An 18,809-nucleotide genomic window follows, 5' to 3' on the forward strand; every position below is an offset into this window, starting at 1 on the left:
GATCTTATGTTTGAACTATCTCTTTTTTACAGCAGCTATCCTATCTGCCAGTAGCGCTGTATGTTATACAACACTCGTATCCTGTTGTGGTAGTAGATCAATTACATTGTTGAAGCTACTAAAATAGTCTTGCAGTGCGTTGGCTGCTTGACCAGTAAACTCAACCCATTCGTAATGATACAGATTCTGCGCTATGGTTTCACACTGGATCAATGGAAACTTGGGAGTAGCTAGGAGAACAGAAACGCTTTTTTCGCCAGAAGCAGTTTGATTATTAAATTTAACTGCGGCAACGTAGCTAGTGTTAATCACAACGTTCTGTATTTTGATAAATGGCATGGCCAGTTTTAGCGTCCAAGATAATATATTTTAGGGACTTAGACCAAACAAAGTTTGACAAATCCGTTACAGAAACAGCACTCCTCATCCAAATCCTTGAAAAACTTGAAACCACAATTCAAGTAATACTTATTAATGGCAATTAGGCTTTTTTAGTTTTTTACTCGCTATTAATGCTCCCGGATGTGCTTAATTGCCTTAAAGCATTAGAATTAATACAAACACTAGCACAACTGGTAGAAATTGAATAGTTTGTTTTTGGTATTTTTATAAAAAAAATAGATTTTTAGCAAAGTAAAGATTACCAGAAATAAAAAAGTATATTTGACTACTATAATTTTCAAAGTTTTTGTGAACTCAAAGTTTATTAACATTTTGATTAGTGGTAATTTTTAGAAAAGTAAACTTTGAATTTCTCACAAAAATCTGCATTTTAAAACACTTTCTGAGTAATACAAGTAGCTTTATGATTAAATAGCTTTTTTTGGTTGCTTTCCCGTCCATTTTTGCCACCTAATGATTCCTTGATGTACTAATTCAGGATTCTCATCTCCAATAAAACAGGTACATCCCATCCTTTCGGAAGCAATTAAAATTTCACCATGTCCAATAAAAGGAGCAATGACATAATTATTTTGATTTGTGTACAAGTTTAATAAGTAGGAGACTATTCCCTCTACTCCTTCAATATTTATTGGAGTTTGTGGTTTGGCTACTGATTGGCGTGAGAAAATACCTACATATAAATTGCCAATTAATAATTCGTATTGAAAAGGCATCCGCTGACGGCGACAAAATTCATAAATTTCACCTTGCGAACGTATTACGGCGACAATTTTTGCTTCATCGACTAAGTAATCATGATTCCAAGTGGATGACAGGGTGGCGATCGCCAAAGCAGCATTACTCGGTAGCATCTGTATAAATTCTTGACTAGAAGTATCGCCACAGTATACTAAATGCCGATCTAAAAACCATTCATCACCGTTTTTGACTACGCTTTGATTCGTAGTCACGATCAAAACCTCTTTTTGCCGTTCTGGTTTGACTTTCTTGCGTGGCTTAGATTCCTTAGATGCTAAAGCACTTTGAAATGCCTGCATTTGTAACTCTTCTTGCATAGCTTTAGCTTGTGCCGCTAGTTTTGCTTGGTGAGCGGCTTCTTCCTCGTCTCCTCTAGCTAAAGCTTCTTCAGAAAATTTTTGTGCTTGCTCTGCTAGGGTGCGTTCTTTACTACCAGTCCTAGCTATTTGCAAGAGCTTTGTTTTGTTTTTGGCAAGTGGCGTACCTTTAATTAACTCTTGAATTTTAGGGATAATGTCCCTGGCAATCTGCTTATCGTGCTGCAAGGTACGTTCGCTGTAACCAGCTTCTTTAGCTAACTCCAAAGTAGTTTTGGCTGGTGGCGAATTGCTTTCACCACCTTTGCGCGTATATTGGTTATCCCCAGCTTTGGCTCTCCTACCCATGCGCTCCAAGATTTCCTCTCGCTCTAAAGAAAGCTTTCCTCGTTCCAGCGGTTCTAATTCATGTCGGATGAAATTTTCATCAATTTCAGCTAGTCGAGCTTGATCGGCATCTTCATAAACAACAGTATTGCACTCAATTTCCTTTAATCCCAACAGTTTACAGGCTGTGAGACGGTGCAATCCAGCAATCAAGGTGAGGTTTTGATCTACTGTAATCGGGTTTAATAAACCATTAACCTTGATTGATTCCATTAACTCTGCTACTTTGTCGTCTCTGATTGGACGGCGGTTAGAACCAATTTCAATTTGGTTTATGGGTACTATGGGCATAATTATGGCTCCTCTGCCTTCGGCGTTGCCCCAAGGGGTGTAAATAAAATTAGTATTTTGTTTTCACGCCCTCAAATGCTTATGTTCAATTGTAAACGACCTAATGGCTCTACTAGTTTGTTCCCAAAATGAACAATCAAATTTCCAGTTTAGATGTAACCTATAGTTATTGAGTTGACAAAATCAAAGTTTTTTGCAATAGTAGGAAGCAAGTTTGGCAATTTACAGCAATTAGGGTAAGTAAAGTTTTGTCTCACGCTCTACGCCCAGAGGCTAAGAAGAACGCTAACTCAAATCTTACACCACTACATAATTCTTTTAGTCAGCTTTTAGCTGACTTCAACTATTAGCCTTGAACTGAAGTTCAAGGCACTCAGATAGAGGTGCTAAGTTCTTCTTTTTTCAATTAGTTTCCTTCTGGAGTCAATTGTAACCGACTAACATAGCTATTCTCAGCTATCTTTTGACATAGCACAATAGGAATGAAAATATGGCAGCAGATCAAGAAAGCCAATTATACAAAAAACCTTCTCTTTGGTGGCGAATCATAATTTTGACGGGTTTACTCACTGTAATCGCTGGGTTAGTCTCTATATACAGTATTTCACGATTGCAGTCAAATGTTAATCAGCCAGTAAAACCTGTAAAGGCTATCCCAGCTAAAGTTGCTATTACTGCTTTAGGGCGTATACAGCCTCAAGGTGAAGTTACTAAATTATCTGCCCCTAGTTCTCTGAGCGGTGTTAGAGTGGAAAAACTATTGGTAAAAGAAGGCGCGAGCGTTCAGCAAGGACAGATTATAGCGTGGCTAGAAGGTTACACTCGCGCTAGAACAGCTTTGCAACAAGCTACAGACAAAGTTCAAATTGCTCAAGTTCGCCTAGCACAAGTACAAGCAGGGGCAAAAACAGGTGACATTAATGCGCAAAAAGCAACAATCGCTCGCTTGGAGTCTCAACTACAAGGTGAAGCAGCCACTCAGCAAGCGGCGATCGCACGTTTAGAAGCTGAGTTAGCAAATGCCCAAACAGAGAACAATCGGTATCAACAACTATACGAACAAGGAGCTATTGCCGCTACCACAGCAGATAGTAAAAGGTTACAACAAAATACTCTACAACAGCAACTAAACGAAGCCAGAGCAAACCTCAACAGTACATTAAACTCTATTAATCAACAGATCACAGAGGCAAAAGCTAAATTAGGGAGTATTAAAGAAGTACGTCCTGTAGACGTTAAGTTAGCACAAGCAGAAGTTCAAAGTGCGATTACAGCTGTCAAACAGGCAAAAGCGGATTATGACTTAACTTATCTTAAATCTTCCATAGATGGAAAAGTTCTGAAAGTCAACACAAAAACAGGAGAAATAAGTAGTAATCAAGGAGTTATAGAGATAGGTAAAACATCTCAGATGATTGTAGTGGCAGAAGTTTACCAAACTGATATTAACAAAGTACGTTTAGGTCAAAAAGCTACCATTACCAGCACAGCCTTTCCTAAAAAAATACAAGGAACTGTCAGCGAGATCGGTTTGCAAGTTGACAGACAAAATATTTTAAGTGTGAATCCAACTGCAGAAACAGATCGCCGAGTAGTTGAAGTCAAAATCCGCATTAATAACCCAACAGATAGTCAACAAGTTTCTGGATTAACCAACTTACAGGTGGATGTTGCGATTCAGATCTAGTCAACACTTAACAGCTAACTGTACTAAAAATTATATTTTCCCAAATCTGCACCATGATTGTCAAAATTCCCTTGGCATGGCTACAACTTGTCCGCAACAAAGTTCGTTCTTTAGTAGCTGTAGCTGGTATTGCTTTTATTGTAATTTTGATGTTTATGCAACTTGGTTTTCAAGATGCGCTGTATTCTAGTGCTACCCAAGTACATCGTCACCTCCAAGGAGATTTATTTTTAGTCAGTTCTCAATATAAAGCTTTGACAGCCAACCAAAGCTTTTCTCGGACTCGTTTGTATCAAGCTTTAGGATTTAATGGCGTAGAGTCAGTCAGCCCCATGTACCTGGGATTTGCCAAATTTAAAAATCCTGTTACCGGGGAAAAATACTCAATATATGTTATGGGTTTTGAACCAGGAAAACCTGTAATGAATATGCCAGAAGTTGAGCAGAATTTGGATAAAATTAAGATTCCTGATGTAGTATTATTTGACCAAAACTCTCGACGAGAATTTGGAAATGTTGCTGAAAGATTTGTTAAAGAGAAAACTGAGCCGTTCATTGAAATATTTCCCTTTAACTCCATGACTGGTTACAGAGTTAGAGTAGGAGGTTTATTCAAATTAGGTCCTTCATTTGGGGTAGATGGAAATTTAATTGTTAGTGACACAACTTTCCTCAGAATATTTCCTAATAGTCGTCCAGCCGAGATGATAGATGTAGGTGCAATCTCCCTCAAAACAGGTGTTGATGCACAAATAGTCATGAAAAATTTGCAGCAAAACTTACCTGATGATGTGATTGTGTTCACCCGCCAAGGTTTTATTGATTTTGAAAAACAATATTGGGCAAATAGAACACCAATTGGTTTTATACTTAATCTCATGCTGTCGATGGCTGCTGTTGTCGGTATAGTTATTGTTTATCAAATTCTCTACAGCAATATTTCCACTCAATTGATAGCTTACGCTACTTTAAAAGCAATAGGTTATGCCAATAATTATTTATTGAGAGTAGTTTTTCTCCAGGCTTTCATGTTTGCAGTCTTAAGTTATATACCAGGATTTGTAATCTCTTGGTTATTATACGATTTTGCCATGCAAGCTACTAAGTTACCCATTATGATGTCTTTAAATAACGCGGTAATTGTGTTGATATCGACAATTTTGATGTGTATGACTTCTGGAGCATTAGCTATGAACAAACTCTACTCAGCAGATCCAGTAGATATTTTCTAGGAGTCAGGAGTCAGGAGTCAGGAGCCAGAAGAAAGTAATAAACAAATGACAAATGACAAATGACAAATGACACAGATTCAAAATCTCTCGCTTACATTCGTTATCTTCTATGAACCTTCAAAACAAAACCCTCCTCATCACCGAAATTGGTAGTTTTATCGGCATGCGTGCTGCTGAGCTAGCTCACGCACAAGGAATGAAAGTCCGTGGATTGCAAAGCCCCACGCAGCAGAACATAAAAGTGCAAAACTTGAGTGCAGAAGTGATTGTTGGTGATGTAACCGATCCCGCTACTGCTAAAAAAGCCTGCAACGGGGTAGACATTGTGTTGCATACAGCTGAAGTAGCCAAAGAAGGAGGTTCACTCGATCAGTTTCGGAAGATAAATGTTGGCGGAACAGTCAACATGGCTCAAGCTGCTAAGAATGCCGGAGTAAAAACCTTTGTTCATATCTCCAGTGTTCTAGTCTACGGCTTTAACTATCCTAATGGTATCACAGAAACTGGACCCCTATCCAGTGAAAATAATCCCTACTGTCAGACGAAAATAGAAGCAGAAAAAGCACTTTTACAACACAATGCTCCACCAGATTTTGGCATTATCATCATTAGACCAGGAGATGTTTACGGACCAGGATGCTTCCCGTGGATAGTCAGACCTCTACAGTTGATGCGCCAAAAGTTATTTGCATATGCAAATGAAGGACGCGGAGTCATTAACCATGTGTATGTTGACAACTTGATCCAAGCCATATTTCTGGCAATAGAAAAAGAAACATACGGTGAAATCTTTAATGTCACTGACGGAGAAGAAACTTCTTGGAAAGATTATTTTACGCGCTTAGCTGACATTGCTGATTTACCTGCGCCTTTTTCTATGCCCAAAGATGAACTCAAACTATTTTTGAAGTTGCGCTATCAAGGACAGAAGCTTTTTCGACAACCAGCAGATATTCTTCCAGAAGTTGTAGATTTTATGTCTCGTCCCCATGCTTATTCGATCGCTAAAGCAAAGAGCGTATTAAATTATGAACCAACCATAGATTTAGAAGAAGGAATGCGGCACATACAGGCATGGCTACAAACAACTGATATTCAAAAATTGAAGCAATAGTCCACGTAAATCCACGTTAACATCTTATGAGCAATCATCAACCAAGATTGAGTATTGGACTACCTGTATACAATGGGGAGAAATTTATCAAAGAAGCCATAGATTCAATTTTGGCTCAAAGCTTTGAAGATTTCGAGTTAATCATCTCTGACAACGCATCAACAGACAAAACTGAGGAAATTTGTAGAGCATACGCTGAAAAATATCAACGCATTCGTTACTACCGCAATCAAAAGAACATCGGTTGTGCTCGCAACTTTAATCGTGTCTTTGAATTATCTTCAGGCGAGTACTTTAAATGGGTAGCTCATGATGATCTACACGCTCCTAATTTTCTTCAGAAGTGCATAGAAGTACTCGATCAAGACAAGAGCGTAATTTTGTGTCACTCTAAAACTTACTTCATTGATGAAGAAGGTAAATTTTTACAGAACTATGATATCACGCTCAAAACCGATTCACCCAAACCACATGAGCGTTTTCATGAACTGCTTACTAAGCATCTATGCTATCAATGTTATGGCGTAATCCGCGCCAGCGTTCTCAAAATGACACCACCTATGGGCGGTTACGGTGCTGCAGACGCAATTTTATTGTTAAGACTTGGTCTTTTGGGACGGTTTCATGAAATCCCCGAATACTTATTCTTTGCTCGCCACCATCAGCAACAATCATTGAGTATGTTTTGTCCCGATTATTTGGTGTTTACCAATAACAATCCACAATACTCATTGAATATGTTGCCTGATTTTTATGCTTATACAGTGTGGTTTGATTCGACAAAAGAGGGTAAAATTCTGTTTCCACATTGGAGAATATTCTGGGAGTATTTATTCTCTATATGGTTGTTTCCACTCAAGTGGAACGAGCAAACATGGTGTTTTATTAGTTTGCTCAAGCAGCTAAAAGGAACAGAATATCTTTTACTCAAAGATTTGCTAATAGTAGCTCAAATCTTGTGGAAACGTTGGCAAAATAAATTTATCCAACACGTTAGCGTTTCTTGAAGCAAACGGAGTTAAGAAATTAGTAGGTTGGTTTGAGGTTACGAAACCCAACACTCAAAGGCATTTGTTAGATTTCGCTTTCGCTTAACTCAACCTACAACTACTTACTTTCTGCTCTCTGCCCGTGACTCATAGCTGCCTTCAAAACGAGTAACTAGATTATGCTAAAAATCTCCAAAATCAGCACTTTATTACTTGCAACTGTCTTCAGCTTCAGCTTAGTTAAAACAGTAAATGCACAAGCTACGCCAACACTAACTGTTGTAGTTGATGGAATTAGTCACAAACAAGGTCAAATTTGCCTAAGAGTATTCTCCAATGAACAAGGATTTCCGCTGGGAAATCGCGGTGAAGTAAAAAGTGGCTGCACGCAAATAAAAGGAAATTCTGTAACTAAGCAGTTCTACGGCTTGAAGCCAGGAACTTATGCTGTTGCCGTAGTTGACGATCAAAATGGAGATAATAAACTAAATACAGACTTTTTCGGTATTCCCAAAGAAGGTTTTGGGATTTCTAACAATCCTACTGTATCAATACAAACTGGTACACCAAAGTTCCGCACTGCTAGTTTTTCGCTAGTGAAAAATGCAACCATTAAAATTCAGATGAAATATTCACTAGACACATAATACATATATCCGAAAAAACATGTAGAGACGTTCCGCCGGAACGTCTCTACAAAGATTCTGAATAATGCATGTTTAATTTCTGTCGATGCATAATACACAATGAAAGACTTAGCAATATTTCTCTCTAAGATTCTACTGGGTTGGTGGGGGGATCAGGTAATTATCTCACTTTTGTTCTTGCTATACCTACGCTTTTACCGCAAAAAATCATTACCAGACGATCTCTTACCCAAAACAGCAGTCATTCTTTACATACGTGGAGCCGATCCCTATCTCTCCAATTGTCTACAAGCACTATTAAATCAGAACTACCTACAGTATGATTTAAAGTTGATTGTCGATAGTGAAGAAGACCCAGCTTGGAACATTATTACGGATATAATTCGCAAAAACGGAGCAACTAACTTACATGTTAGTCTTCTACAGACACCTAACCCTAATTGTAGTCTCAAATGTCATGCTCTCATACAGGCTATTTCCGAACTAGATGATTCTTACAAAGTAGTTGCTTTATTAGATGCTGATACAGTTGTTCATCCTAACTGGCTACGTGAATTAGTCACTCCCTTAGCCAATCCTAAAGTCGGAGCAACAACAGGAAATCATTGGTATGTACCAGGTAGGTACTGGGGATCTTTAGTGCGGTACATGTGCAATATATCCACAGTAGTACAAATGCACTTTTTCCGCATTGCTTGGGGTGGTACATTGGCTTTGAAAACAGAAGTAATTCACCAAACCGGATTGCTAGATAAGTGGGGACAAGCTTATGGCGAAGATATGATGATTAGCCGTATTCTGGCAAAACATAGTCAGCGAGTTGTATTTGTACCTTCTTTAATAATTCTCAACCGTGAAGAGTGTACTTTACAAAGCATCTACCACTGGTTCAAGCGACAACTGCTTTCTTCTCGACTTTACCACCCTCATTGGTGGGGTATAATTGTAGACGCAATTTTAAGCGTTTTGCTTCCGAACGTAATATTAGTATTGTTGATCTTAGCATTGTTAACAGGACAATGGGATGCGGCAACTGTGTTTTTTGACAGCCTTGGTGGTTATACACTAGCGGCACTTTTGTTGGCTTGCGCTTTAGAAAAAGGAGTACAGCCGATCCTGCGCAATCACGATCAACGACTCACAAAATTATCAGTTCCTACACTGTTAAAAATGTTCATAGGAATACCTTTAAGTCAGTGGGTTTACGGCTTAGCAATGATATCCTCTCTAACTATGACAAAAGTCAACTGGCGAGGTGTGACTTATCAAATCAAAAGTCCTTGGAATATTCGTTTGCTCGACTACCGCCCATATCGGTTGTCAGCTCAACCAGATGATCCTAAGGTTTCGCTTTGAAAATCAGGAGACAGGAGACAGAACCTGACTCCTGACTCCTTCAAATTAATCTTTCCAGTAAATGCTCTCCAACTCGTAAAGCATTGGCCATAATAGTTAAGGACGGATTCACAGCACTACTAGATGGGAAAAAACTACCATCAACAATGTAAAGGTTATCCACATCATGGGTACGGCAATTAATATTAAGCACCGAAGTTTTGGCATCTTCCCCAAAACGGCATGTACCACATTGATGTGCAACATGTGCAACCTCTTTCCACGTCATTTTTGATGTAAGATTTAATGAAAATGACCCAAATTTTTTCGGTGGCTCGATTGATTTTAACACTTGATTCCAACGCTTAATCAAGTGATTAAAGTTTGATTTTATGCGCAGGCTTGATTGATCTGGGTTACACCAATCCACCGGAAAATTGCATCCCCAAATTGTGGGAAAAGTTGTATATTGGAAAATAAAAGTTTAGTCAAAATTCCATCTAGGATTACTTCACCTTGGTTTTGCTTGATGGCTTTTAACACTGCGATCGCCACTTCTGTCGGTTCAGAGACACGCGCTAACTTGGGAGCTGGTTTGCCAAATTTCAGAAACATTCCTGCTTTTGTATATCCTGGGCAGACGACAGAAACCCCTACATTTGTATTTGCTAACTCCTGCCTGATTGCATCTGTCCACATAATTAAACCAGCTTTACTAGCTGAATAAATACTGTTGTAAGGCGCTCCCTTTTTACCTGAACCAGATGCAATATTCACAATATGACCACTATTACATGCTAACATACTTGGTAGTATCAAACGAGTTAACTCCATACCTGCAATTAAATTAGTCGTCAATATTGACTGAATATCTTCAAAAGAGTAATTTTGAAAAGGTCGGTATTTTTCAATTGCAGCATTATTAATCAAAATATCGACTGAACCGACAAGTTGATTAACCTGCTGTAATAAAGCAGGTAATTCTGCTACTTTGCTAATATCAAAGGGGATACTTACTCCTCTACCTCCTGCAATTTCAACTTCAGCACATATGTTATCTAACTGTACTTGAGAACGAGAAACACACACCACAGTTGCTTTCTCTCTTGCCAAAGCACGAGCGATATATACACCAATACCGCCGGATGCTCCAGTTAATAGCACTGTTTTACCTGCTATGTCCATAATGTTAATTTAGTTAAATTTCCAGCCCAATCCCACTCGTCGCAATGTTTTTTCTTGCGTCTTAGTCTACAGAATTATTGATTTAGTATGCAACGCCTGTTTTTTTCGATTAATCGTTAGTTTAGCTAAATTCAATTATAAAAATAGTACTTTTAATACTTTTTTAGGTATTTTGTACATCAATATAACTTGATTATATTGTGAAATCAAAATACAGCTATTTTGATTTAGTTGCAAATTAACAGTTGCGGCTTATTTAAAAACATAGAATAGCACTAAATCAACCACAATTTTATTCAGCAGTAGTTAGTAATAATCATGACTGAAAATGTGGTTTGACAGTCATAACACCGAATTTGTGTAGAGACGTTCCGTCGGAACGTCTCTACAAATATACAACAAACAGTGTGAATTATGAGACAACCTCTGCGCATTACAATTTTTACAAGTTTGTATGCTCCGTTTTTATCAGGAGTAACAGTTGCCGTACACCAGCGAGTTCGTTGGTTATTACAGCAAGGACATCAAGTCTTTCTCATTCACCCACAAATTAATGATCGCTACCCGAAACATGTTAGCTCTCGCCCGATGTCAGGGCTAGATGAGTTACAGTCTTACCCTAATTTTTCCTCTTTTGCTTTCCCAACACAACCGCTCATATTCTACAAGTCTCTTCCTCAACCACTACACTATCGACACTGGAGTGATACCAAGTTATTACGTTCCTTTCAACCTGATATTGTGGTAGTTGAAGAAGCTGCACAAATGAGAGGTTTCTACTCACTTTTTTTACAAGGTTATGGTCGTCCCATCGCCACTGAATACGCCAAGCTCACAGGTACACCAACAATATCATTATTTCATACTGATATTGTTGCTTATATCAGGTATTACATGGGAGATTTGTTTTTCAGCTTTATTCGTCCAATTATTCCACTGATAATCAAGCAGTTTAGCGAAGCTTATGATGTCAACTTCTTTTCTTCTCAAGAACAACTGACTAAGTATCAACAGATGAAATCTAAGAAGAGCGAATATTTGCCCTATCAAGGAGTTGATTGTCAAAAGTTTAATCCGGGAAATATTTGTTATAACCCTATTCCTAACGATAACAGACCAACTATACTTTTTGTCGGACGCATTACCGCAGAAAAGAATGTCACTCAACTGTTGGATATTTATCCGGCGATCGCCGCTAAAATTCCTAACGTTCATTTAGTAATTATTGGTAGTGGTCCCCTAGATGGGGAAATTCATGAGCGTGCTAGAGAGTTTGGTGGTATTACTGTATGGGGTGAATCCCACGGAACGGAACTTTTGGGCTGGTTTGCTCGTGCCGATGTATTTGTCAACCCCTCTGTTACAGAAAACTTTTGCACGACAAATAATGAAGCTTTAGCTTCTGGAACACCTGTGGTTGCATTTATTGCACCTTCAACCAAAGAACAGGTGTTACCAGGTTATAACGGCTTTTTAGCAGAACCTAACAACTTAGAGGATTTTGCTCTCAAAGTGATTACGATTTTAGAAGATCCTGAACTTAAAGCAGAAATGTCTTTACAAGCTCGGATCTCCATACTCGAATTTGATTGGACAGCGTGTATGAAGAAGTTTGAGAACAAACTCTACGAGCTTGTACAAGCTTCTGGGCAAAAACAGGTTTCTGCTTCTAGGAGAGAGTAGGGGAGTAGGGGAGCTTCACTCCCCACACTTTTTTTTCTGTTACTTTAAAGTTTGCCCAGACAGCTTTTGAATCTGTTCAGTAAAATATGTTTCATCATACTTTAACTGTTGGGCTAATTGTAGCCCTTTTTGAAAAGCTGCTTGTGCTTGTGGATAGTCTTTGCGTTGCAAATTTATTTGTCCGATTTGGTCATAGGCGTTCATTAAACCATAAAAGTTTCCTGCTAACTCTTGCGTTTTGATCAAAATTTGGCTAGTTTGCAAAGCCTCTTCTATTTGTCCTTGAGAACGATACAGCGCAATTAACTTCTGCAAAGCTTCACCAGCACGAACGTACTGCTCTGATTGCCAAGCAGTGGTGTACGCTTCTTGATAATTCTTAAAAGCGTTTTGTAGTAAACTTGGGTCTTTTTGTGCTAAGGATTCGTAATCTGAACCAATCGCCAGCTTCAATGCTGCTAACTGGGTAAGATTATTTTCCTGGAGATAAATTTCGGCGAGTTTGTTACGTATGTTTACAGACTGCTGGGGTTGTTTTGCCTGCTCGTAAATGTAAGCTAGCTGTTGCAGGTACGTCATTACTCCCATGCGATCGCCGCTATTATTGGCATTACTAAGTAGTTTCTCATATGTTGCTGCCGCAGAGGGATAGTCAAACCAACTCAAATGTATTTCTCCAATCTGTTTTAGCGTTTCAATTTCTGCTGCGGCATCTTGAGAAGTTCTCACAGTTGCTAAAATTTGCTCATAAACTGACAGAGCAAGTTTAGGTTCGCGCACTTGTTGATAAGCTTGACCCAAAGCTTGCAAAAGTTGTAAGTCTAAAGTATTTTGGGATTTAGCTTGGGTTTGAACTGTTTGCAATCGCTGAGTGATGTATTGTAATTGTTGACGCTCATTATTACGCCATGCGATCGCACCAACTCGTGAAAGTGCTTGCACTTCTGCGATGGCACCGAAGGCGCGGCGCAGGCGTAGTTCCCGGTTCCAAATTTCAAACGCTGTTACCTGATCACCTGCTTGTAGTTTAGCTGTTGCTTGTTGATTCAACTCATCCAGCGCCGCTTCTAGCTTTTGACGCTCTGCTGGAGTTAACGGCTGTTGCGGTTGTGGTAATAGTGGATCTGGAGTGGTAATCTCTAAGGGATTAGGAAGAAATTTATCCGGCTGTTTAGGCTTTTTAGTTTGTGCTAGCGTTAATGAACTGCAAAGCAGCCATAATGTAGCAGTGGCAGTAATAGTTACACTTAAGCGCCGTAACATAGGGATTTTACCTTAATTGCTAATGGTTAATTGTTAATTGCTAATTGTTATCAATTATTAACCATTAACAATTAACTATTAACCATTTGACGAAATTTAACAAAAAATTCTCCTCAAGCTTTAAAATAATACTATTTCAAGCAATTGGTGTATCATTTGTAATGACTCATTCTACGGATATTGCTACTTTAGCCCGCTGGATGGCATCTGATTTCAGCAATCAAGAACAAGCTTTTGAAAACCCTCCTTTTTATGCTCACATTAGAGTATGTATGCGTCCCCTACCTCTAGAAGTATTGTCAGGAGTAGGTCTTTATGTAGAACAAGCTTATGACTACATGCTTAGCGATCCCTATCGTGTGCGAGTGTTAAAGTTAGTACAAGTAGGAGATCACATTGAAATTGAGAACTACAGCATCAAAGAAGAAAAACAGTTCTACGGAGCATCCCGCGATCTTCAACGCCTCAAAACCTTAACTGCTGCCGATTTAGAAAAATTACCAGGCTGCAACATGATTGTAGAATGGACAGGTCACAGTTTCAAAGGTAAAGTTGAACCAGGAAAAAGCTGTTTCGTGTTTCGCAAAGGGAAAAAAACATATCTTGATAGTGAATTTGAGATTGACGCAGATAAATTTATTAGTTTAGATCGAGGACGAGATCCAGAAACTGATGAGCATATTTGGGGTTCTGTCGCTGGACCATTTTATTTTGTCCGTTGGGGTAGTTTTGCCGACGAAGTAAAAGTTCAGTAGAGACGCTCCGGCAGAAGTCTGTACAACAGCCCACATTCAGTAGAGACGCTCCACCGGAGCGTCTCTAAAACAGCCAACGCCACAGAAGGATTTCCTGACTTTAGGCGTTAGCATCCATGAGTAAAAATTCATAACTCCTAACACCCAATCCTAATATCCTGTCGCTGCCAAATCCACTGCATGATAGTAAGGAACTCTCTCAACTTGGGTTTCCCAAGTACCATTGGGATAAAGTTTCAGCAGACGAAACCCAGGCGGTTTTTTGTCAACTGCAAAAATTGAACTCTCTGGCTTAAACTGAATGCAAGTTGAGGGTGTTCCCAGGTAGTTGATATTGTGTCTTTGGTAATGGAATTCTTGGTGTATGTGACCAAACAAAACTATCTTGACTTGCGGGTAGTTATCAAGTATGGCAAAAAACTCCTCAGCATTTTGCAACCGACTAGTATCTAGCCAATCAGAGTTTATATAAAAAGGTGGATGGTGTAAAGCTACCAAGGTAGGTTTGCTGCCCACCATCTTTAATTGAGAGTCGAGCCATTGTAAAGTTTTTACTGAGAGATAACCATGTACGCACCCAGGTACAGAGGAGTTGAGTAAGATAAAATTCCATCCTCCACGCTCAAAGGATTTGCGTTGAGAAACCAGTCGCAGATTGAGGACTTGATTCATGGCGATCGCACAATCATGATTTCCCGGTATCCAATAAGTAGGTATTTGTACTTGGTCGATTAAGTTAAGTAAGTTTTCATAGGATTGGTGCGTACTGTCACCAGACAAGTCTCCCGTTAGCAGTAGTAAATCAAGCTCAGGTTTCAGCACCCTTAAACGCTCTATAACTGCCTGCAAAGATAGTGCAGTAGGCATTCCAATCAGTTTTTGATTTTCATCTGCGAACAGATGCAAATCCGTTAGCTGCCCTACCAATATGGGAGAAACTTGATTTATCTTTGCTGATAGCAATATGTGCGTCTTAATATCCAAATCTCCTTGTAGTAAATAACTGATTTAAATTACAGTACATAACACTTGCTTAGTAGTAAATACACCAATAAGTGTATGAATCAAACACCATGCTACGGGTAACTATTGTTTCCTTTATTTTTTCCGTATTTACTTAATTACTGCTCATATGTTCATACAGGTTCCACATTATAACTAGTTTTGTTTCTGTCATCAATCTTAAGATAGATACTATATTTATAGTATTTTGTGATACTTATGTAAAAAGTAAAAATACTGTTTAAACAAGTTTTTGTATTATATATGACGAAAGACCTACCATCACTATATTTATAAGGTATGGACAACTAGAACAAAATCAGCGTCAAAGAATAAACCCCACTAACCAAGAGTTAGTAGGGATCTAGCAGTTATGGCGTATATTAAAGAAATGTTAAGAATTACTATAACATAACTTCATAAGAAAGAAAACACTTGTTCACGCCTGTAATGCTAGTCGCCGTGAAAGAGGAACTTGGCATGAAAGTGCTTGCGCTCCTTGTGTGAGTAAATTAATTACTAAACCTGTCGCTTCTATTGTCAAAGAGCGTAAGTTATGGTACTATGAATAAATAATTGACTCAATCGACAAGCAAACAGCTATTAACGTATAGCTAATAGTAAGTCAAAAGTCAGTTACGGCGACATAGCCAAGTGGTAAGGCAGAGGTCTGCAAAACCTCCATCCCCCGGTTCAAATCCGGGTGTCGCCTTCAAGGAAATATAGACAGATCAAGCCCTCCAGCACAACACTAGGGGGCAGGGAACTGAAACAAATTTCTTAGACAACCCTTGACATCTTTTCCGGAATGGGCAGCGAGCCCGATAGTAGATCGGGTTATTTAAAGCACTCAAGATATCGAAAACACTCATTATCGATTGATCAACGCCTTAGGGCATAAAGCATGAGCGCTGTCATGATTAGCGTAAGTCACCAAATAAGCACTTCCACACTTTTTTACGTGATACCATGTAACACCCAAGCACTGGTCACACCAAAATGCTTCCAACCATTCGCTTTCTGTAGGAACTTTCATTCGTTGCTGCTGACTGTAGGCAACGAAATTTGCAGGCAAGGAAGACTTTTGGCTGACGCTATCGAGATAGCATCCATGAATTGGACAGTAGATAGCCCGTCTCTTTGAACGTTTCCTATTTCGCTCACTGCGTAGCATGTTTCGTTATGAAATCTTTGTCATGGTTTTTTTAAGGATATAGCTAAACTTTTCTTCATTAAAGGGAAAAACAGGATTTTAATTTGTGAGATAAAAATGTTCGGTGAGAGCCAACTAGTACATATATACTCAAAGTTCTGCATGAGGTTTTTTAAAACACCTTCGGTTACGGACGCTATCACAAGCACTGATTTAACTAATTTTTTACGTATTTTTCTTATTTTATTGTAATTAATACAACATTTAAAGTAAATGCTTCCCCTGAGAAAGAGATTAACATTGACTTTGTTAAAACTTAACCGTAGCTGGATACAACACTAGTTATTATCAATATTTGCAAGAGTTGCCTTTACAACCATGTCAAAGATTTCAGGTTGTAGATTCTTCTCCAGTTAAACGAAAAGGACATCTATTTCTTTCTTTACGGCTACCTAAGTATGGATTTATCACACCTGAGCGATCGCGTCCTGTATGATTTACCCGCACCGCTCTGGATATTACCCGCACCACTTCTGCACCAGTTCCCGCACCAAAAACAACGCAAAATCAAGACGAACGCACCACCCGCACCACTTTTCAGCAAAAATAAGAAAAGAAAATTAAAAAAATAGACGTAACGTAGAAGCAAACACGAGATATTAGTCCGGATTTTAGTCATGCAAACATAAGCAAGGCGCAAAAATCTTTACGAATAAAGCTTTTTGCGCCTTCCCATCAGTCTGCAAAACCTCCATCCCCCGGCTCAAATCCAGGTGTCGCCTTGTTTTTTATGTTGAAATACTTAGTTTTTTAATTTCTTCCTCCTCTAACTTACGAAACAAGGGCGGAATCAAATTAATTAAATGTCCAGGAGGCAAAGCATTAAAATTTACACACTCGCTAATCCTTGTCATTCTATCAATTTGAGTCAATTGCAATGCATCAAAAAGTTTTGCAGAAGTGAATGGAATAATTGGAGCAGAAACAAGTGCGTAAATTCTAATTAAATGAATACAAGTTCTTACCACTTGCGCTGCTTCTTCATAGTTCTGTTTAATCAGTTTCCACGGCGCTTTTTCGTCAATATATTGATTGCCAACACACCATAAAAAATAGAGAGTTTCTATTGCTTTGCGAAACTCCATATTTTTCAAATAATTACAGTATTTGTTCACAAGTTGTACGCAGGTATTTTCTAATTCCTGCTCTCTTGTACTAATACCACCTGGAACAGTTGCACCAAAATTATTGACGGTAAACTTGAGAGTTCGATTCACAAAGTTGCCTAATGTATCAGCTAACTCTTTGTTAACCTTAACTTGAAATAACTCCCAAGTAAAAGCAGAATCTGCTGATTCAGGAATCATTGACAAAAGACTATATCGCCAATAATCTGCTTCGTAAAGCGAGAGTGCCTGATCGAGAAAAACCCCTCTTTTTGCACTAGTAGAAAATTTGCCACCATAATAATTCAACCAATTAAATCCTCTAATTTGATCGGCTAGTTTCCAATTTGCTCGCGTACCTAAAATCATCGCTGGGAACATGATAGTGTGGAATGGCAAGTTATCCTTAGCCATAAATTGCACGTACTGGGTATTTTCTGAATCGCGCCACCAAGTTTCCCAATCTTGGCTATTTTCTATACCCCATGCTTTAGTTGCAGAAATATATCCAATGGGCGCATCAAACCAAACATAGAAAACTTTTCCCTCAAACCCTGCACGGGGAACAGGAACTCCCCAAGTTAAATCGCGAGTAATACATCTGTCTTGAAGTCCTTCATTTAACCACTTCATGGCAATTGATTTGGTGAGGTTCAACCAATTTGGATGTTCCTCAACCCAAGCTTTTACTTCAGGGGCGAGTGCGGAAAGCTTTAAAAACAGGTGTTTGGTTTTTCTCACTTCCAAACGCTGACTACCGGAAATTGCCGATCGCGCTTCTATTAGGTCTGTTGGGTCGAGTAAAGTGGTACAATTTTCACACTGATCTCCCCTTGCTGCTTGATATCCGCAATGGGGACAAGTGCCAACAATGTATCTATCTGGTAAAAAACGCTCGTCATCAAGAGAGTAAACGAGACTAATTTCCCGTTCCTCGATAAAACCGTTTTCGTCCAAAGACTGATAGAAATCCTGAGTGAGTTCGTGGTTATAAACTGATGAATTGCGCCCAAAATAGTCAAAGGACAAACCAAGGTTTCTGTAAATTTCTGCCTGAGCTTCATGCATTCTTTGGCAGAAAGTCTCTACATCCACTCCTGCTTCTGTTGCTGCGATTTCAGTAGGTGTACCATGTTCATCAGTGGCGCAGATGAAGAGAACGGTTTCGCCTTCCTGTCTCAAGAAACGAGCATATACATCTGCCGGAAGCATCGAACCAACAAGGTTGCCCAAGTGTTTGATACCGTTGATATAGGGCAGTGCGCTAGTGATTAAGTATTTTACCTTATTGTTAGGCGTTGTGGATAAAGTGGAGAATTTAGGGTTCCTCCGTGAATTTTGGGTTGCTTACTTTTTATAATACACGATGTTAGATGATAATTCCGGATTGGTTGCGATAGCTTACCTTATAGATTGTGTGTTGCGTGATTGAGCCTGCGATTCAAATCGCTTTTCTTATA

Annotated in this window: 15 protein-coding genes, 1 tRNA gene and 2 pseudogenes; 9 read left to right on the top strand and 9 right to left on the bottom strand. The window is 39.0% G+C overall.

Annotated features, from left to right (window positions below):
• Positions 1–63: 63 nt before the first annotated feature.
• Positions 64–339: a hypothetical protein gene (locus ICL16_RS00980; RefSeq protein WP_190825030.1), complete on the bottom strand. Its 276-nt coding sequence runs from the start codon at positions 337–339 to the stop codon at positions 64–66.
• 470 nt (positions 340–809) lie between these two features.
• Positions 810–2,138: a ParB N-terminal domain-containing protein gene (locus ICL16_RS00985; RefSeq protein ID WP_190825031.1), complete on the bottom strand. Its 1,329-nt coding sequence runs from the start codon at positions 2,136–2,138 to the stop codon at positions 810–812.
• Between the two features lie 490 nt (positions 2,139–2,628).
• Here ICL16_RS00985 and ICL16_RS00990 point away from each other — a divergent pair, with 490 nt between their 5' ends.
• From ICL16_RS00990 to ICL16_RS01015, 6 genes are all read left to right on the top strand, one after another.
• The gene (locus tag ICL16_RS00990; protein ID WP_190825032.1) at positions 2,629–3,825 is read left to right on the top strand and encodes an ABC exporter membrane fusion protein; all 1,197 of its coding nucleotides are present in this window, start codon (positions 2,629–2,631) and stop codon (positions 3,823–3,825) included.
• A gap of 53 nt (positions 3,826–3,878) precedes the next feature.
• Positions 3,879–5,057, top strand: a complete 1,179-nt coding sequence (gene devC / locus ICL16_RS00995) for an ABC transporter permease DevC (RefSeq protein ID WP_190825033.1) — start codon at positions 3,879–3,881, stop codon at positions 5,055–5,057.
• Positions 5,058–5,166: 109 nt separating this feature from the next.
• On the top strand, positions 5,167–6,171 hold the full coding sequence (locus tag ICL16_RS01000) for an NAD-dependent epimerase/dehydratase family protein (RefSeq protein WP_190825034.1): 1,005 nt from the start codon (positions 5,167–5,169) through the stop codon (positions 6,169–6,171).
• Between the two features lie 26 nt (positions 6,172–6,197).
• The gene (locus ICL16_RS01005; RefSeq protein WP_190825035.1) at positions 6,198–7,178 is read left to right on the top strand and encodes a glycosyltransferase family 2 protein; all 981 of its coding nucleotides are present in this window, start codon (positions 6,198–6,200) and stop codon (positions 7,176–7,178) included.
• Between the two features lie 161 nt (positions 7,179–7,339).
• A complete protein-coding gene (locus tag ICL16_RS01010; protein WP_190825036.1) occupies positions 7,340–7,807 on the top strand; it encodes a DUF2141 domain-containing protein in 468 nt (155 codons plus the stop codon).
• Positions 7,808–7,906: 99 nt separating this feature from the next.
• On the top strand, positions 7,907–9,163 hold the full coding sequence (locus ICL16_RS01015; protein WP_190825037.1) for a glycosyltransferase family 2 protein: 1,257 nt from the start codon (positions 7,907–7,909) through the stop codon (positions 9,161–9,163).
• Positions 9,164–9,203: 40 nt separating this feature from the next.
• Here ICL16_RS01015 and ICL16_RS01020 read toward each other — a convergent pair.
• A pseudogene (locus ICL16_RS01020) lies at positions 9,204–9,524 on the bottom strand (GMC family oxidoreductase); the annotation flags it as partial.
• Between the two features lie 8 nt (positions 9,525–9,532).
• Positions 9,533–10,330, bottom strand: coding sequence for an SDR family NAD(P)-dependent oxidoreductase (locus tag ICL16_RS01025; RefSeq protein WP_190825225.1), 798 nt, complete (start codon positions 10,328–10,330; stop codon positions 9,533–9,535).
• A 408-nt stretch (positions 10,331–10,738) separates the two neighbouring features.
• Here ICL16_RS01025 and ICL16_RS01030 point away from each other — a divergent pair, with 408 nt between their 5' ends.
• Positions 10,739–12,010 carry a glycosyltransferase gene (locus ICL16_RS01030; RefSeq protein WP_190825226.1) on the top strand — a complete coding sequence of 424 codons (1,272 nt, stop codon included), beginning with the start codon at positions 10,739–10,741 and terminating at the stop codon, positions 12,008–12,010.
• Between the two features lie 39 nt (positions 12,011–12,049).
• On the opposite strand, the gene ICL16_RS01035 is transcribed toward ICL16_RS01030, so the two are convergent.
• Positions 12,050–13,273, bottom strand: coding sequence for a tetratricopeptide repeat protein (locus ICL16_RS01035; RefSeq protein WP_190825038.1), 1,224 nt, complete (start codon positions 13,271–13,273; stop codon positions 12,050–12,052).
• A 161-nt stretch (positions 13,274–13,434) separates the two neighbouring features.
• Between ICL16_RS01035 and ICL16_RS01040 the strand changes: the two genes are divergently transcribed.
• On the top strand, positions 13,435–14,028 hold the full coding sequence (locus ICL16_RS01040; protein WP_190825039.1) for a chromophore lyase CpcT/CpeT: 594 nt from the start codon (positions 13,435–13,437) through the stop codon (positions 14,026–14,028).
• 150 nt (positions 14,029–14,178) lie between these two features.
• Here the strand turns inward: ICL16_RS01040 and cpdA are convergent, their stop codons facing one another.
• Entirely contained in the window at positions 14,179–14,976 is a 798-nt protein-coding gene (gene cpdA, locus ICL16_RS01045) for a 3',5'-cyclic-AMP phosphodiesterase (RefSeq protein WP_190825227.1), read from the bottom strand.
• Positions 14,977–15,670: 694 nt separating this feature from the next.
• Between cpdA and ICL16_RS01050 the strand changes: the two genes are divergently transcribed.
• Positions 15,671–15,742, top strand: a tRNA-Cys gene (locus tag ICL16_RS01050).
• A 159-nt stretch (positions 15,743–15,901) separates the two neighbouring features.
• Here the strand turns inward: ICL16_RS01050 and ICL16_RS47580 are convergent.
• From ICL16_RS47580 to metG, 3 genes and pseudogenes are all read right to left on the bottom strand, one after another.
• A complete protein-coding gene (locus ICL16_RS47580) occupies positions 15,902–16,066 on the bottom strand; it encodes a hypothetical protein (RefSeq protein WP_190825040.1) in 165 nt (54 codons plus the stop codon).
• A 507-nt stretch (positions 16,067–16,573) separates the two neighbouring features.
• Entirely contained in the window at positions 16,574–16,714 is a 141-nt protein-coding gene (locus ICL16_RS01060) for a hypothetical protein (protein WP_190825041.1), read from the bottom strand.
• Positions 16,715–16,971: 257 nt separating this feature from the next.
• Positions 16,972–18,654 (bottom strand): annotated as a pseudogene (gene metG, locus ICL16_RS01065) (methionine--tRNA ligase); the annotation flags it as partial.
• Positions 18,655–18,809: the final 155 nt, after the last annotated feature.

It is taken from the genome of Iningainema tapete BLCC-T55, from assembly GCF_014698965.1.
GTDB classification, from domain to species: Bacteria; Cyanobacteriota; Cyanobacteriia; order Cyanobacteriales; family Nostocaceae; genus Iningainema; species Iningainema tapete.

Coding starts and splice junctions, on each gene's coding strand:
- ICL16_RS00980 (WP_190825030.1), bottom strand. CDS start 339: ATGCCATTTATCAAAATACAGAACGTTGTGATTAACACTAGCTACGTT.
- ICL16_RS00985 (WP_190825031.1), bottom strand. CDS start 2,138: ATGCCCATAGTACCCATAAACCAAATTGAAATTGGTTCTAACCGCCGT.
- ICL16_RS00990 (WP_190825032.1), top strand. CDS start 2,629: ATGGCAGCAGATCAAGAAAGCCAATTATACAAAAAACCTTCTCTTTGG.
- devC (WP_190825033.1), top strand. CDS start 3,879: ATGATTGTCAAAATTCCCTTGGCATGGCTACAACTTGTCCGCAACAAA.
- ICL16_RS01000 (WP_190825034.1), top strand. CDS start 5,167: ATGAACCTTCAAAACAAAACCCTCCTCATCACCGAAATTGGTAGTTTT.
- ICL16_RS01005 (WP_190825035.1), top strand. CDS start 6,198: ATGAGCAATCATCAACCAAGATTGAGTATTGGACTACCTGTATACAAT.
- ICL16_RS01010 (WP_190825036.1), top strand. CDS start 7,340: ATGCTAAAAATCTCCAAAATCAGCACTTTATTACTTGCAACTGTCTTC.
- ICL16_RS01015 (WP_190825037.1), top strand. CDS start 7,907: ATGAAAGACTTAGCAATATTTCTCTCTAAGATTCTACTGGGTTGGTGG.
- ICL16_RS01035 (WP_190825038.1), bottom strand. CDS start 13,273: ATGTTACGGCGCTTAAGTGTAACTATTACTGCCACTGCTACATTATGG.
- ICL16_RS01040 (WP_190825039.1), top strand. CDS start 13,435: ATGACTCATTCTACGGATATTGCTACTTTAGCCCGCTGGATGGCATCT.
- ICL16_RS47580 (WP_190825040.1), bottom strand. CDS start 16,066: ATGAAAGTTCCTACAGAAAGCGAATGGTTGGAAGCATTTTGGTGTGAC.